Raw genomic sequence first — 13,911 nt, forward strand, 5'->3', positions numbered from 1 at the left:
GCGGAAATATGTTTGGCGCAAGAAATCGGATCATCACAATCGCAAATCAGAAGGGTGGAGTCGGTAAAACGACGACCGCCATCAATCTGGCTACCGCTTTGGCGGCGATCGGCGAGCGCGTCCTCATCGTCGATCTGGATCCGCAGGGCAATGCCAGCACCGGTTTGGGTATTCAGCGGCGGGATCGAAACCTCTCGTCCTACGAGCTGATGATGGGATCCCATGGGATCGGCGAGATTGCGCAGCAAACCGCCGTCCCGAACCTCTCGATCGTGCCTTCGACGATGGATCTTCTCGGCGTCGAGATGGAGATCTCGCAGCAGGCGGATCGGGTTTTCCGGCTGCGCAAGGCTTTGGTCAGCCCGGCGGCGATGGAGTATTCCTATGTGCTCGTCGATTGCCCGCCGTCGTTCAATCTGCTGACGATGAATGCCATGGCGGCCGCGCATTCCGTGCTGGTGCCGCTGCAATGCGAGTTCTTCGCATTGGAAGGTCTCAGCCAATTGCTGGAAACCGTGGACCAGGTTCGCCGATCCGTAAACCCGTCATTGGATATCCAGGGCATCGTGCTGACGATGTTCGACTCGCGCAACAACCTCGCCCAGCAGGTCGTCAGCGATGTCAGAACCCATCTTGGCGACAAGGTCTATCACACGCTCATCCCGCGCAATGTTCGCGTTTCGGAGGCGCCATCCTACGGCAAGCCTGCGATCCTCTACGATCTGAAATGTGCCGGAAGCCAGGCCTATCTGCAGTTGGCATCGGAAGTGATTCAGCGCGAGCGCCAGCGCAAGGCGGCATAATCATTTCGGTGGCGTAATTTAAATCGGGTGACAATATGAACGACGATAGCTCGAAGAGACGGCTTGGGCGCGGACTGGCGGCGTTGATCGGTGAGATGGATCAGCCGCTGCAAAGTGGCGGCGCAGCCCCTGCCCCGGTCAACCCGGATCGGCGGGTACCGATTGAGTTCGTGGCGCGCAACCCGCGCAACCCGCGCCGTCAATTCGATGAGGCCGAACTCCAGGATCTCGCCAATTCGATTCGCCAGCACGGCATCGTTCAGCCCGTTGTCGCCCGCACCATTGGTGTCGACCGATACGAAATCATCGCCGGCGAACGCCGCTGGCGGGCCGCACAGTTAGCCGGATTCACCGAGATTCCGGTTATCATTCGCGACGTCGATGATCGGACGGCGCTGGAGATCGCCATCGTCGAAAACATTCAGCGCTCGGACCTCAACCCGCTTGATGAGGCGCTTGGGTATGAGCAATTGATTGCCGAGCATGGTTATACGCAGAACGATCTCGGCGAAATCATCGGCAAGAGCCGCAGTCACGTCGCCAACAGCCTGCGGCTGCTGAAACTGCCGGAACCGGTACGCGACATGCTGTCTGAGGGTACGCTTTCCGCGGGTCATGCGCGGGCGCTCATTCCCACGTCGGATCCGGCGACGCTGGCCCGGACAATCGTCGCCAAGGGGCTTTCGGTGCGTGATGCCGAGCGCATGGCCCAGAACGATATCCGCGCGCAGAACGATCCGAATTTCGGCAAGACAGCGCGCCGCGACGAAAAGGATGCGGATACGCTGGCGTTGGAACGCACCCTGTCGGATAGCCTCGGGCTCGAGGTCACCGTCAACCACAAGGCGTCTGGCGGCCATCTTCGCATCGCTTACAAGACGCTCGATCAGCTTGAGGAAATTTGCCGCCTGCTCGAGCGCCGGTGAGCGCTTCAAGCGGCACTTTCAGAACTACCAAAAAGGCGCGCCCTGTACATAAAGGCGCGCCTTAATCTATTGATTCACTTAATCTTTCTGTCTTACTCGGCTTCGTCGGGAGCTTCCGTGGGGGCATAATTGCCGGTTAGGAAGTTATGGAACCGAGCGACTGCGTCAGGGCTCAGTTCCCTTTGCGTCAACCGCATCAGCGCCGTGCGGATTGCACGGCGATCGCCATGAGATTCTGCAAGACCAGGCTTTCTTCCAGGCTGGCGCGGCTGCGGCTTTGAAAGATCGTCGTCTGAAGACGATTGAGTTCACGGCGTATCGCCGGCGCCGTCCATTGCTTCAAGGCGGCTTCGACGATCGGCTTGCGCCGGAAATGCAGACCGCGGCCGAGCGTGGCAATCACCTGCCCTGCTTGCTGGCGACTGGCATCCATTTCGGCGCGCATCACGTCGAGCTGCTGGAACTGTCTTAGGCAGGCCTGCAGCACCAGAAACGCCGGTGTTTTCGACGTGGTGATCTTCTGCATCGCGTGCAGCAGGCCGTCGAGATCGCCCTTCAGCACGGCGTCGACCGCGTCGTCAACGGAAATGGCGCTGGCGTCGCCGACGATGTCGAGCACGTCCTCCTCGTCGACCACCGTCTTGCCGCGGCAATAGAGGGCGAGCTTGCGCAGTTCGTTGCGTGACGCCAGACGATCACCGCCAAGTGCCTCCAGCAGGCGCCCACGGGCGGCCGGCGTGATTCCCAGTTTCTCGTCGCCGAGTTCCTTGTCGATCAAGGCCTGGAGGCCGCGAATGTCGTCGCTGTAACAGGCGATGCAGGCGACAGAGCGGGCCGTTTCGCCGATCTTGCGGAGTGCGGCACCTTTCTTCAGGTCACCGGCCTCGACGATCACGTAGCTTCCGGACGGCGGTTCGGCGGCCAGAAGCTGCATCGCGTCGACGAGCGATTTCTCGTTGGCGGCACCCCGTACCCAGATGAGCTTATCACCACCGAAGAGGCCGATGGAATTGACCTCATCGAGCAGCCGGCCCGGCGATTGCGTCAGTTCGCTGACATCGAGTTTCAGGACGGCGAAGGGATCATCCAGCGGCACGCCGCTACGCGCGGCGAGCGCGGAGGCGCGCTCTGAGACGAGCCCGCGATCGGGCCCGTAGAGAATGAACAGCCGGTAGACCCCGGCGGACTTCTGGAGGAAGGAGTCGAATTCGTGCGACTTGACTTCGCTCATCCCGACACCGACTAGCGGCTGAGGGCCGCGGCGATATCAGCCCGGATCAGCTCGGCCAGTTCCTTTGCTGCGCGGTTTTCGCCGTCGCGGACGGCGCGCAACTTGGCAAATTCCTGGACCGGGAAGTCGACGAGCGCGACTGCCGTACGATTGCCGGACTTGATTGTCTCGCCCGTGCCGATCTTCGTCAGGTTATAGTCCGCCTTGACGACGATGCGGCCGGCGCTGGCCCGGTCTACTCGGTCCTTGTCCTGGTCATAGAGCACGCCCATGGCGCGGGTCGTGACCTCAAGTGCCAGGTGATACTGCGGGTTTACCGGTTCGCCCTGCCCGCCCGCCACAAGGAAGATCAGGGCGTTGCGAACTTCCTGTTCTACGCGGTCGTCGGCATCGGAGATCTCGATGGCCGCCAATGCCGTCGACGTGCCGACAGGATCGGAATAAAGCGGCCTGACCTGGCAGCCGGCGAGCGCGGTCAGCAAAAGAACACCTGCCAGCACCGGGATCGACCGAATGCGGGAGCCAGCTCTATCAGACAACGACATTGACGATCCTCTGGGGCACGACGATGATTTTCTTGGGGCTGCTGCCGTTGAGCGCAGTCTTGACGGCATCAAGCGCCAGGACGGCGCTTTCGATCGCACTCTGATCCGCATCGCGGGCGATTGTCAAATCGGCGCGCTTCTTGCCGTTGATCTGCACCGGAAGGGTGATTTCGTTCTCGACGACCAGCGCCGGGCTGAAAGCCGGCCAGCCGCGTTCCGCAATCAGCCCCTCGCCGCCGATTTCGCGCCAGCATTCCTCGGCAAGGTGCGGTGTCATCGGCGCGATCAGGTTGATCAGGATCGTCGTGGCGTCCTTTACGGCACCAGCGAGTGCAGCATCCGCCTTGCCGGCGGCAACCTGGGTCAGCGGCGCGGCAAGCGTGTTCACCAGTTCATAGATGCGCGCCACGGCCTTGTTGAAGGCAAGCTTGTCATAATCCGCCTCGACGGCGCGCAGCGTCTTGTGAGCGGCCTGCGAAACGGCAAGCGCTTCTCCTTCAGACGCCGGTGCGGCGTCGATCACGCGCAGATTTTCGGCCGCCTCGCTTATCAGACGCCACACGCGTTGGACGAAGCGATGCGATCCCTCGACACCGGCTTCCGACCAGATGACGTCCCGATCCGGGGGCGAATCGGAGAGAACGAAGAAGCGGGCCGTATCGGCGCCGTAGGAAGCGATGATGTCGTCGGGATCGACGACGTTCTTCTTCGACTTCGACATCTTCTCGATCGAGCCGATGGCAATTTCCTCACCGGTCTCCAGCAGCACGGCGCGGCGGCGTCCGTCGATCTCTTCGATGCGGATCTCAGCCGGCGTAACCCATTCGCGCTGGGCGCCCTCGCCGCGGCTATAGGTTTCGTGCACGACCATGCCCTGGGTGAACAGACCCTTGAACGGCTCATCGAGGGCGACGTGGCCGGTCGCCTTCATGGCGCGGGTGAAGAAGCGCGAATAGAGCAGGTGAAGGATCGCGTGTTCGATGCCGCCGATGTATTGATCGACCGGCAGCCAGTGGTTGGCGGCCTTGGGATCGGTCGGATTGTCTTCCCAGGGTGCGGTGAAGCGCGTGAAATACCAGGACGAGTCGACGAAAGTGTCCATCGTGTCCGTCTCGCGCCGGGCATCCTTGCCGCAGTGCGGGCAGGCGACGTGGCGCCAGGTCGGGTGACGGTCGAGCGGATTGCCCGGCTTGTCGAAGGTGACGTCCGGCGGCAGCACGACAGGCAGATCGGCCTTCGGAACCGGCACGACGCCACAGTCGTCGCAATGGATGACCGGGATCGGGCAGCCCCAATAGCGCTGGCGCGAAATGCCCCAGTCGCGCAGCCGGAAGTTCACCTTGCGCTCGGCGCGCGGCGTGCCGTTGAACGTTTCCTTTTCCAGCTTCGAGGCGACCGTCTCGAAGGCTTCTTCCGTCGACAGGCCGTCAAGAAAGCGCGAGTTGATCATTACGCCGTCGCCGATATAGGCCTCGTCGCCGATCGCAAAGGTCGCGGCATCGCCGTCTTTCGGCATGACGACAGGGACGACCGGCAGGTCGTATTTGCGGGCGAAATCAAGGTCGCGCTGGTCGCCGGAGGGGCAGCCGAAGATGGCGCCCGTGCCGTAATCCATCAGCACGAAGTTGGCGACGTAGACCGGCAGCTCCCAGCTCGGATCGAGCGGGTGCTTGGCGCGAATGCCGGTATCCATGCCCTTCTTTTCTGCCGTTTCCAGCGCGGCAAGCGACGTGCCGGCGCGGCGGCATTCCTCGCAGAATGCCTCGACCTCCGGATTGGTGGCTGCCACCTGCCTTGCCAGCGGATGGTCGGCTGCGATCGCCAGGAAGGAGGCGCCGAAGAGCGTATCCGGACGAGTGGTGTAGACGGTGAGCTCGGTCGCGTCACCAGCGGTACCGTTCACGAGTTCCCAACGCAGCGACAGGCCTTCTGAACGGCCGATCCAGTTCTTCTGCATCAGGCGCACCTTCTCGGGCCACTGATCCAGCGTGTCCAGCGCGTCGAGCAGTTCCTGGCTGAAGTCGGTGATGCGGAAGAACCATTGCGTCAGTTCGCGCTGTTCGACCAGTGCGCCCGACCGCCAGCCGCGGCCGTCGATCACCTGCTCGTTGGCAAGCACGGTATTGTCGACCGGGTCCCAGTTGACCTTCGACTGCTTGCGGTAGACGAGGCCCTTCTCCAGGAAGTCCAGGAACAGGTGCTGTTGGCGCTGGTAGTAGGCGGGGTCGCAGGTCGCAAATTCGCGGTTCCAGTCGAGCGACAGGCCCATGACCTTGAGCTGCGCCTTCATCGAGGCGATGTTCTGGTAGGTCCAGCTTGCCGGATGCACGCCACGTTCCATGGCGGCATTTTCGGCCGGCATGCCGAAGGCGTCCCAGCCCATCGGATGCAGCACGTTGAAGCCGCGGGCACGCTTGTAGCGCGCCACCACGTCACCCATGGTGTAGTTGCGCACGTGGCCCATGTGGATGCGGCCCGACGGATAGGGGAACATCTCGAGCACGTAGTACTTTTCGCGCGGATCGTCGTTCTCGGTCTGGAAGACCGCGTTCTTTTCCCATTCCTGCTGCCAACGGGGCTCGGCATCACGCGGATTGTATCGTTCGCTAGACATGTCTTTTTGATGTTCCGGAAGTTCTGCGGCGCATCGGCGCGCGCCTCATGATAGTTGGGGTGACCTTCACCACGAAACCGCCTGACGGTCAAGTTTTTGAAGGGTTTGCCGCGACACTTTGGCGGATTTGAGCCTGCCGGTGTGGCCGTGGCCTTGGCAAGTCGGCCAAGTTTGCCTAAGCCGCTCGGTCAGTGGTTTGATAGTTCCTTGTCGGAGAACGGGTCGATGGAAGTCCAAGAGCGGTTGCAGGAAGTCGTGAGCCGGATTCGGGCGGCGGAGAAGTCTGCCGATCGCGCCAAGGGCGCCGTTATGCTGGTCGCGGTTTCCAAGACCTTCGACGCCGACGCCATCCGGCCGGTGATCGCGGCGGGCCAGCGGGTCTTTGGCGAAAACCGGGTGCAGGAAGCGCAGGGCAAGTGGCCGGAGCTGAAGGCGGAGACATCCGACCTCGAACTCCACCTGATCGGCCCGCTGCAATCGAACAAGGCGGCCGAGGCCGTGGCCCTGTTCGACGTCATCGAGACCGTCGATCGCGAGAAGATTGCCCGCGCGCTTGCTTCAGAGACTCAGAAGCAGGGCCGGAACCTCAGGTTCTACGTTCAGGTCAACACCGGGCTCGAGCCGCAGAAAGCCGGCATCGCACCGGAAGAGACGGTCGCTTTCGTCGATCTTTGCCGCCGCGAGCTTGGTCTTCAGATCGAGGGGCTGATGTGCATTCCGCCGGTCGAGGAAAACCCCGGCCCGCATTTTGCGCTGCTTGCGAAGCTCGCCGCCGCCTGCAAGCTCGGCAAGCTGTCGATGGGCATGTCCGGCGATTTCGAGACGGCCATCCAGTTCGGCGCCACCAGCGTTCGCGTCGGTTCGGCCATTTTCGGCACGCGCTGACGACAGCGAGTTGAACGTTCCATCTCGTTGTTTTGCACAATTCCGGACGCGAAACGCTTTACGCTGTCGCCGGAATTGCTTGAGCGCGACGCATACCGCTTTCGTCGGGGTTCCCCTGCCCACTCATTAGCCTATCCTTGTGCACGAGGAGGCCGGACATGTCCGGCAACATGCATAGGGAGGAACGGAAATGGCGAGTCGCTATTCCGAAGTGTACGCCGCCTGGAAGGCGGATCCGCAGGGTTTCTGGTCTGGTGCCGCCGACGCCATCGATTGGTTCGAACGTCCGCAGCGGACCTTTGATGCCGAGCGTGGCACCTATGGTCACTGGTATGCCGATGGCCTGACGAATACCTGCTACAACTGTCTCGACCGTCATGTCGAAGCAGGGCGCGGAGAACAGATTGCCTTCATCTACGACAGTCCGGTCGCCGGTCGGGTCGAGCGCATTTCCTATGCGGCACTGCTCGCCGACGTGAAGGCGCTGGCCGCCGTCTATCGCAAGCTCGGTGTTGGCAAGGGCGACCGTATCATCATCTATATGCCGATGATCCCGCAGGCGGCGGTTGCCATGCTTGCTGCCGCCCGGATTGGCGCCGTCCATTCCGTGGTCTTCGGCGGTTTTGCCGCCAACGAACTGGCGGTGCGCATCGACGATTGCCAGGCGAAGCTCGTGGTTTCCGCAAGCTGCGGCATCGAACCCGGCCGGACCGTCGCCTATAAGCCGTTGCTCGATGCGGCGCTGGAGATCGCCACCCACAAGCCGGCGCATTGCCTCGTCTTCCAGCGCGAAATGGCGGAAGCCGCCATGACGGAGGGACGCGACATCGACTTCGCTGCGGCGCTGGCCGCGGCAAAGCAGGCGGGCGAAGAGGTCGAATGCACACCCGTTGCCTCCACCGATCCGCTCTATGTGCTTTACACCTCAGGCACGACCGGCCAGCCCAAGGGCGTGGTGCGCGACAATGGTGGCCATATGGTCGCGCTCAAATGGTCGATGGAGAATTTCTTCGGCGTGCAGCCGGGCGAAGTGTTCTGGGCCGCCTCCGATATCGGCTGGGTCGTCGGCCACTCCTATATCGTCTATGGGCCGCTCCTGAATGGCAGCACCTCGATCCTCTTCGAAGGCAAACCGGTCGGAACACCCGATCCCGGAACCTATTGGCGGATTATTGCCGAGCACGGCGTCGTGGTGATGTTCACGGCGCCGACGGCGCTGCGGGCGATCCGCAAGGAGGATCCCGACGCTTCCCATGTCGGTCGCTATGACCTGTCGCGGTTCCGTGCGCTGTTCCTTGCCGGAGAGCGGGCGGACCCTGACACGATTCGCTGGGCCGAGAAGGCGCTTGGCGTGCCCGTTATCGATCACTGGTGGCAGACGGAGACCGGCTGGCCCGTGGCCGGCAACCCCATGGGTCTCGGCCTGTTGCCGATCAAATACGGTTCTCCGTCCGTTCCGCTGCCGGGATATGATGTCCAGATCCTCGACGATGCGGGGCATCCGGTCGGCCCGGGGACACTCGGCAATGTCGTCGTGAAATTGCCGCTGCCGCCCGGCTGCCTGCCGACGCTCTGGAACGCCGACCATCGCTTCCGCGCGGCCTATCTCGACGAGTTCCCCGGTTACTACAAGACCGCTGACGCCGGTTATCTGGACGAAGACGGTTATATCTTCATCATGGCGCGCACCGACGACATCATCAATGTTGCCGGTCATCGCCTCTCGACCGGAGCGATGGAGGAAGTCTGCGCCAGCCATCCCGACGTCGCCGAATGCGCCGTCATCGGCATCGCCGACGATCTGAAAGGCCAGGTGCCGGCGGGCTTTCTGGTGATCAACTCCAATGTTTCCCGTGAAACGTCGGAGATCGAGCGCGAGGTGATCAGCCTTGTGCGCGAGCGTATCGGGCCGGTGGCGGCGTTCCGGATGGCGATCTGCGTCAAGCGGCTGCCGAAGACGCGCTCGGGCAAGATCCTGCGGTCAACGATCCAGAAGATCGCCGATCGGCAACCCTGGAAAATGCCGGCGACGATCGACGATCCGCTTATTCTCGACGAGATTACCGTGGCCTTGCATGGCCGGGGAATCGGTATCTAGAGGCTTTCTGAGCCGGCTTATGATGTGAGCGCCGCGGCGCCCGCATCAAGACCTGGCAACCATCGCGAACCAGTCGCTGAAGGCCGATACCGCCCTTGAGCGTGCGGTCTTGGTGATGAGAAAATAGCTTTCGTTTTCGAGCGTGGCGATATCGGAGAGGATCACGAGATCGCCGCTCTCGATTTCGCGCCGGAAGACTTCGACCGGGCAAAGTGCCACCCCGTGGCCGGCGACGACGGCCGTCGCGAGCAGGTTGAAGTCCTGGAAGATTGGACCCCGCAAGGTTTGTCCCGCCGTCACCTCTGCTTTGGCGAACCAATCGCGCCAGCGCGAGATTGTCTCGTCATGCAGCAGATCGGCGGAAGCGATCGCCTGCGCTGTCTTCAACGCCCCTTTCCGTTCGATGTAGCGTGGGCTGGCAACCGGCCGGTTGATTCGTGAAAACAGCCGGTCTGAGCGCGTCCCTTCGCTTGTATCGGCGCCGAGGGTAATGAGGATGTCGCAGCCGGTTTCGCGCAATTGTTGCTCGGCCATGGCGTAGACGACCTTGACGTCGACTTCCGGGTAATCGCGGAGAAACGCTCCAAGTGCCGGTATCAGCCAGCGCGTGGCGATCGACGGAATACAGGCGACGCTCACTTGCGCCTTGGCATTCAGCCGCAGCAACTCCGTTTCCGCGGTGATGCGCTCGAATGCCGATGTCAGCGTTGCTGCGAGGCTCTCAGCCTCCGCCGCCAGCCGCACACCACGCTTCTCCCGCACGAAGAGCGGCCGGCCGAACCACTCCTCCAGCAGGCGGATCTGGTGGCTGACGGCCGCATGCGTCACGTGCAGTTCGTCCCCTGCGCGGGAGAAACTTGCCAAACGCGCCGCGGCTTCGAAGGCGCGCAGCATGCCAAGTGGCGGCAGTGTCATCTGTAAGATTTCCTCATCTATTCCGTGAGGAATCGTCGTTTGATCGGCTGCCGATGTCAACGGATACTGGTTTCATCGCGGGAATAAGCGGGAAGCCTTACCCGGAAACATTAGAAATCTTTACAGATGGAGAGACCCATGTTCGTGCGTAGCCTGCAGCAGGTCGAAGCAACCAATCATTTCGTCGAATGGGGCAGCGGCACCAGCCACCGCTTGCTTACCGAGAAGGATGGCATGGGTTTCACCGTATGCCACACGGTCGTGCGTGCTGGCACCGTATCGCTGCTCGAGTACCGCAACCATCTGGAGGCGTGTTACTGCATCGCCGGCCACGGTGAGGTCGAGGACATGCAGGGCAAGATCTTTCCGATCAACAAGGGCGACATCTACGTGCTGGACCAGCACGACAAGCACTATCTGCGCGGCGGCAAGGACGAGGATCTGATCCTCGTCAGCATCTTCAATCCGCCGCTTAAGGGGACCGAGCGCCACAACCTCAACGATCCATCCGGTTCGGCTTACTGAACACTTTCTTGAGCACAGGCCAACAAAAAAGCCCGGATCGACGATCCGGGCTTTTTTGATCGAACTGGACGGCGATCAGTACTGATCGTCGTCGTCCTCGTCCTTGCGGTCCGACTTCAGCGACTTGAGCTTGGCGAAGACGGCATCGGCATCGATTTCCTTCTCCTCTTCGCGCTCGTAGCTGAAGCCGAGCTTTTCGGTTTCCTGAGCCGATTCCAGCGTCTGGCCGAGTTCGGCAGCCGTCGGCAGCGGACGACCCTTGGAGGCGCGTTCGACTTCCAGGTCGAGGTCGATCTGCGAGCACAGGCCGAGGGTCACCGGATCCATCGGCGTCAGGTTGGCGGAGTTCCAGTGGGTGCGTTCGCGGATCTGCTCGATCGTCGACTTGGTCGTGCCGACGAGGCGCGAAATCTGCGCGTCCTTCAACTCGGGATGGTTGCGTACGAGCCAGAGAATGGCGTTGGGGCGATCCTGGCGCTTGGAGACCGGCGTGTAGCGCGGACCCTTGCGCTTGGAATCGGGAACGCGGACCTTCGGCTCCGAAAGCTTCAGCTTGTGGTTGGGGTTTCCTTCTGCGCGCGCGATCTCGTCACGCGAAAGCTGACCGGTGGCAATCGGGTCGAGGCCCTTGATGCCCTGCGCGGATTCACCATCGGCGATCGCCTTTACTTCAAGCGGGTGCAGCTTGCAAAACTGCGCGATCTGGTCGAAGGACAGCGCGGTATTGTCAACGAGCCAGACGGCTGTTGCCTTGGGCATAAGCAGTTGCTGAGCCATGGATATAGTCCTTTTGTCCGTCCGCGCCGGTGTCGCGGGCCGTGGAGTCTACCACTGATTTCCGGGAAATGTGGGCCTCTATACCGTCCTTGTCTCAAAATTGCAATTCTTCAGTTCCAAATGTCCTTTTGTCTAATTGCGGCGGGGATTTGACCTGCTATGAATGTGCGCGAGGCGGGCGCCCCGGGGAGGGTCGCCCGGCATCGAAATGCGCAGGGAGGAAAAAATGTCCGCCAAGATCTATCCGGTGTTGAAGTCTGCCAAGAGCCGGACGCTGCTCGACAACGCCACTTACCTGAAGTGGTATGAGGAGAGCGTTTCGGACCCGGCGAAGTTCTGGGGCAAACACGGCAAACGGATCGATTGGTTCAAGCCCTATACCAAGGTCAAGAACACCTCGTTCAAGGGCAAGGTTTCGATCAAGTGGTACGAAGACGGCCTGACCAACGTCTCCTATAACTGCATTGACCGCCACCTGAAGACGCATGGTGAGAAGACCGCGATCATCTGGGAAGGCGACAATCCCTATATCGACAAGAAAATCACCTACAACCAGCTCTACGAGCAGGTTTGTCGCCTCGCCAATGTGCTGAAGAAGCACGGCGTCAAGAAGGGCGACCGCGTCACCATCTATATGCCGATGATCCCGGAAGCCGCCTATGCGATGCTCGCCTGCGCCCGCATCGGTGCGATCCATTCCGTCGTCTTTGGCGGCTTCTCGCCGGACGCGCTCGCCGGCCGTATCGTCGACTGCGAATCCACCTTCGTCATCACCTGCGATGAGGGCGTGCGCGGCGGCAGGCCGGTGCCGCTCAAGGAAAACACCGACACGGCGATCGATATCGCGGCCAAGCAGCATGTCATCGTCAACAAGGTGCTGGTGGTCCGCCGCACCGGCGGCAAGACCGCATGGGCACCTGGCCGCGACCTCTGGTATCACCAGGAAATCGCGACCGTGAAGCCGCATTGCGAGCCGGCGAAGATGAAGGCGGAAGACCCGCTGTTCATTCTCTACACCTCGGGCTCGACCGGCAAGCCGAAGGGCGTGCTGCACACGACCGGCGGTTACCTCGTCTACGCATCGATGACGCATGAATATGTCTTCGACTACCGTGATGGCGATATCTACTGGTGCACGGCCGACGTCGGCTGGGTCACCGGCCACTCCTATATCGTCTATGGTCCGCTCGCGAATGCGGCGACGACCGTGATGTTTGAAGGTGTTCCGAATTTCCCGGACGCCGGACGCTTCTGGGAAGTGGTCGACAAGCACAAGGTCAATGTCTTCTACACGGCACCGACGGCGATCCGCTCGCTGATGGGGGCTGGCGACGAGTTCGTCAAGCGCTCGTCGCGCTCGTCGCTGCGCCTGCTCGGTTCGGTCGGTGAGCCCATCAACCCGGAAGCCTGGGAGTGGTATTACAATGTCGTCGGCGAGCAGAAGTCGCCGATCGTCGATACCTGGTGGCAGACGGAGACCGGCGGCATTCTGATCACGCCGCTGCCGGGCGCGACCGACCTCAAGCCCGGTTCCGCCACCCGGCCGTTCTTCGGCGTGCAGCCGCAACTCGTCGACAATGAGGGCAACGTGCTCGAGGGCCCTGCCGACGGCAACCTCTGCATCATTGATAGCTGGCCGGGGCAGATGCGCACGATCTATGGCGATCACGCGCGTTTCGGCCAGACCTACTTCGCCACCTACAAGGGCAAGTATTTCACCGGTGATGGCTGCCGTCGCGATGAGGACGGCTATTACTGGATCACCGGTCGTGTCGACGACGTCTTGAACGTTTCCGGCCATCGTCTCGGCACGGCTGAAGTCGAATCCGCGCTGGTATCGCATCATTTGGTCTCGGAAGCCGCCGTCGTCGGCTATCCGCATCCGATCAAGGGACAGGGCATCTACTGCTATGTCTCGCTGATGGCCGGCGAGACCGGCAATGATGATCTTCGCGCAGCTCTGGTGAAGCATGTTCGTTCGGAGATTGGACCGATCGCCACGCCTGACAAGATCCAGTTTGCGCCCGGCCTGCCGAAGACCCGCTCGGGCAAAATCATGCGGCGCATCCTGCGCAAGATCGCCGAAGACGATTTCGGCGCGCTCGGCGATACGTCAACGCTCGCCGATCCGGCAGTCGTCGACGATCTGATCGCCAACCGCCAGAACAAGGCCTGACGCTCCCGGCCGCTGTCCATCCTGTTGGGGTGGCAGCGGCCGTTTCGATCGAGACAAACACGCTTCGCAAGAGAAGTGCTGGGTCGCGACGTGCACCGTTTTGCGCCCGCTGCGACTTTGTGAGCCGGATTCAGATCGCGGCCAAAGGCTGACAGCTTGCAGCCAAATTCAGAAATCGATCGCCCGACCCTTGATCTCCCAATCGCCGTAGCGGGCAGGATCTTCACCGCCGCGTCCGCCGATTTCCGGCGGCAGTTCCTTCTTGATCTCCACCCGACGTCGCTCTTCGGCTTCCTTCAGCGCGCGCATGGCTGCAGGCGACAGTGGTCGCCTCGGACGATCGGGAGCATTATCATTGTCGTTCTGCATCTGAACGGTATCCGGATTCGAGCATCAATATTGAAGAACGGGGGATT

At 61.7% G+C, this 13,911-nt stretch carries 12 protein-coding genes; 6 read left to right on the forward strand and 6 right to left on the reverse strand.

Translation table 11 applies throughout. From position 1 onward, the window contains the following. Nucleotides 1–8: 8 nt before the first annotated feature. Nucleotides 9–803, forward strand: a complete 795-nt coding sequence (locus ACQ5BM_RS29230) for a ParA family protein (RefSeq protein WP_429818834.1) — start codon at nt 9–11, stop codon at nt 801–803. A 35-nt stretch (nt 804–838) separates the two neighbouring features. Next, on the forward strand, nt 839–1,729 hold the full coding sequence (locus ACQ5BM_RS29235) for a ParB/RepB/Spo0J family partition protein (protein WP_429818836.1): 891 nt from the start codon (nt 839–841) through the stop codon (nt 1,727–1,729). A 196-nt stretch (nt 1,730–1,925) separates the two neighbouring features. Here the strand turns inward: ACQ5BM_RS29235 and holA are convergent, their stop codons facing one another. Genes holA through leuS form a run of 3 tightly spaced genes read right to left on the reverse strand, consistent with a single transcriptional unit; the run spans nt 1,926 to nt 6,119 of the window. Further along, the gene (gene holA, locus ACQ5BM_RS29240) at nt 1,926–2,960 is read right to left on the reverse strand and encodes a DNA polymerase III subunit delta (RefSeq protein WP_429818838.1); all 1,035 of its coding nucleotides are present in this window, start codon (nt 2,958–2,960) and stop codon (nt 1,926–1,928) included. A gap of 11 nt (nt 2,961–2,971) precedes the next feature. Then, nucleotides 2,972–3,505 carry an LPS assembly lipoprotein LptE gene (gene lptE, locus ACQ5BM_RS29245; protein ID WP_429818840.1) on the reverse strand — a complete coding sequence of 178 codons (534 nt, stop codon included), beginning with the start codon at nt 3,503–3,505 and terminating at the stop codon, nt 2,972–2,974. Further along, nucleotides 3,492–6,119, reverse strand: coding sequence for a leucine--tRNA ligase (gene leuS, locus ACQ5BM_RS29250; RefSeq protein WP_429818842.1), 2,628 nt, complete (start codon nt 6,117–6,119; stop codon nt 3,492–3,494). The genes lptE and leuS overlap by 14 nt, the downstream gene beginning before the upstream one ends. 225 nt (nt 6,120–6,344) lie before the next feature. Between leuS and ACQ5BM_RS29255 the strand changes: the two genes are divergently transcribed. Both ACQ5BM_RS29255 and ACQ5BM_RS29260 read left to right on the forward strand, forming a co-directional pair. Then, on the forward strand, nt 6,345–7,004 hold the full coding sequence (locus tag ACQ5BM_RS29255) for a YggS family pyridoxal phosphate-dependent enzyme (RefSeq protein WP_429818845.1): 660 nt from the start codon (nt 6,345–6,347) through the stop codon (nt 7,002–7,004). Between the two features lie 190 nt (nt 7,005–7,194). Beyond that, complete coding sequence (locus ACQ5BM_RS29260) at nt 7,195–9,102, forward strand: propionyl-CoA synthetase (RefSeq protein WP_429818847.1); 1,908 nt, start codon at nt 7,195–7,197, stop codon at nt 9,100–9,102. A 45-nt stretch (nt 9,103–9,147) separates the two neighbouring features. Here the strand turns inward: ACQ5BM_RS29260 and ACQ5BM_RS29265 are convergent, their stop codons facing one another. Next, nucleotides 9,148–10,017, reverse strand: a complete 870-nt coding sequence (locus tag ACQ5BM_RS29265) for a LysR substrate-binding domain-containing protein (RefSeq protein WP_429818849.1) — start codon at nt 10,015–10,017, stop codon at nt 9,148–9,150. 138 nt (nt 10,018–10,155) lie between these two features. Here ACQ5BM_RS29265 and ACQ5BM_RS29270 point away from each other — a divergent pair, with 138 nt between their 5' ends. Continuing rightward, a complete protein-coding gene (locus ACQ5BM_RS29270) occupies nt 10,156–10,542 on the forward strand; it encodes an ectoine synthase (RefSeq protein WP_429818851.1) in 387 nt (128 codons plus the stop codon). Between the two features lie 75 nt (nt 10,543–10,617). Here the strand turns inward: ACQ5BM_RS29270 and ACQ5BM_RS29275 are convergent, their stop codons facing one another. After that, a complete protein-coding gene (locus ACQ5BM_RS29275; protein WP_429818853.1) occupies nt 10,618–11,319 on the reverse strand; it encodes a DUF1013 domain-containing protein in 702 nt (233 codons plus the stop codon). A 226-nt stretch (nt 11,320–11,545) separates the two neighbouring features. Here ACQ5BM_RS29275 and acs point away from each other — a divergent pair, with 226 nt between their 5' ends. Beyond that, nucleotides 11,546–13,495, forward strand: coding sequence for an acetate--CoA ligase (gene acs / locus ACQ5BM_RS29280; RefSeq protein WP_429818855.1), 1,950 nt, complete (start codon nt 11,546–11,548; stop codon nt 13,493–13,495). Between the two features lie 168 nt (nt 13,496–13,663). Here the strand turns inward: acs and ACQ5BM_RS29285 are convergent, their stop codons facing one another. Further along, complete coding sequence (locus ACQ5BM_RS29285) at nt 13,664–13,864, reverse strand: DUF1674 domain-containing protein (RefSeq protein WP_429818858.1); 201 nt, start codon at nt 13,862–13,864, stop codon at nt 13,664–13,666. Nucleotides 13,865–13,911: the final 47 nt, after the last annotated feature.

The sequence above is a fragment of the Ensifer sp. B1-9 genome (assembly GCF_050474445.1).
Taxonomy (GTDB): domain Bacteria; phylum Pseudomonadota; class Alphaproteobacteria; order Rhizobiales; family Rhizobiaceae; genus Ensifer.

Excerpts from the sequence above, each read along its gene's own strand:
- ACQ5BM_RS29230 (WP_429818834.1), top strand. The coding sequence starts at position 9 with ATGTTTGGCGCAAGAAATCGGATCATCACAATCGCAAATCAGAAGGGT.
- ACQ5BM_RS29235 (WP_429818836.1), top strand. The coding sequence starts at position 839 with ATGAACGACGATAGCTCGAAGAGACGGCTTGGGCGCGGACTGGCGGCG.
- holA (WP_429818838.1), bottom strand. The coding sequence starts at position 2,960 with ATGAGCGAAGTCAAGTCGCACGAATTCGACTCCTTCCTCCAGAAGTCC.
- lptE (WP_429818840.1), bottom strand. The coding sequence starts at position 3,505 with ATGTCGTTGTCTGATAGAGCTGGCTCCCGCATTCGGTCGATCCCGGTG.
- leuS (WP_429818842.1), bottom strand. The coding sequence starts at position 6,119 with ATGTCTAGCGAACGATACAATCCGCGTGATGCCGAGCCCCGTTGGCAG.
- ACQ5BM_RS29255 (WP_429818845.1), top strand. The coding sequence starts at position 6,345 with ATGGAAGTCCAAGAGCGGTTGCAGGAAGTCGTGAGCCGGATTCGGGCG.
- ACQ5BM_RS29260 (WP_429818847.1), top strand. The coding sequence starts at position 7,195 with ATGGCGAGTCGCTATTCCGAAGTGTACGCCGCCTGGAAGGCGGATCCG.
- ACQ5BM_RS29265 (WP_429818849.1), bottom strand. The coding sequence starts at position 10,017 with ATGACACTGCCGCCACTTGGCATGCTGCGCGCCTTCGAAGCCGCGGCG.
- ACQ5BM_RS29270 (WP_429818851.1), top strand. The coding sequence starts at position 10,156 with ATGTTCGTGCGTAGCCTGCAGCAGGTCGAAGCAACCAATCATTTCGTC.
- ACQ5BM_RS29275 (WP_429818853.1), bottom strand. The coding sequence starts at position 11,319 with ATGGCTCAGCAACTGCTTATGCCCAAGGCAACAGCCGTCTGGCTCGTT.
- acs (WP_429818855.1), top strand. The coding sequence starts at position 11,546 with ATGTCCGCCAAGATCTATCCGGTGTTGAAGTCTGCCAAGAGCCGGACG.
- ACQ5BM_RS29285 (WP_429818858.1), bottom strand. The coding sequence starts at position 13,864 with ATGCAGAACGACAATGATAATGCTCCCGATCGTCCGAGGCGACCACTG.